This window comes from Aquabacterium sp. A08 (assembly GCF_011742065.1).
The window spans coordinates 1-401 of the sequence record NZ_JAAQQT010000456.1 but is presented as its reverse complement, the minus strand read 5'-3'; the positions used below and the strand labels follow the sequence as shown (position 1 = coordinate 401).

General features: G+C 77.1%; 1 protein-coding gene. It reads right to left on the bottom strand.

The annotated features are described in order from the left end of the window. Window positions 1-195: oxidoreductase-like domain-containing protein (locus HA630_RS02590; protein ID WP_166832231.1), on the bottom strand; the 195-nt coding region annotated here is incomplete at its 3' end. Window positions 196-401 lie beyond the last annotated feature (206 nt).

Genomic DNA, 401 nt, shown 5'->3' with positions numbered 1-401 from the left:
CCAGAAGGTCAGGGCGGCGTAATAGCCTTCCCAGACACAGCCGTTGCAGCCCCGGCCGCAACAGGTGGTGGGCTCGGGCGGTGGCGCACGCAGCGCCACGCCGGCCTGGGCCAGGGCGGCCTGGACCGCGGCGATGCGCTGGCGCGCGTCCGGCAGGGTGCTGGGGGCGAAGGCGGGTGGGGTGGACAAGGGCACGGACCCGACTGTAACCGCATGCCACGCCGCCCCAGGACCGTTCCGGCCCGGCCGACTGCACGCAGCCCAGGGGCTGGGTGCGCCGGCCGGGGTGTTCAGGGCGCGGGGCCGGGCGGGCCGTCTTTCGACACCGCCCACAACACCCGTTCCGGCGTGGCCGGCGCGTCCAGGCGCACCGGGGCACCGTCGCCGCGCGCCTGCGCCAC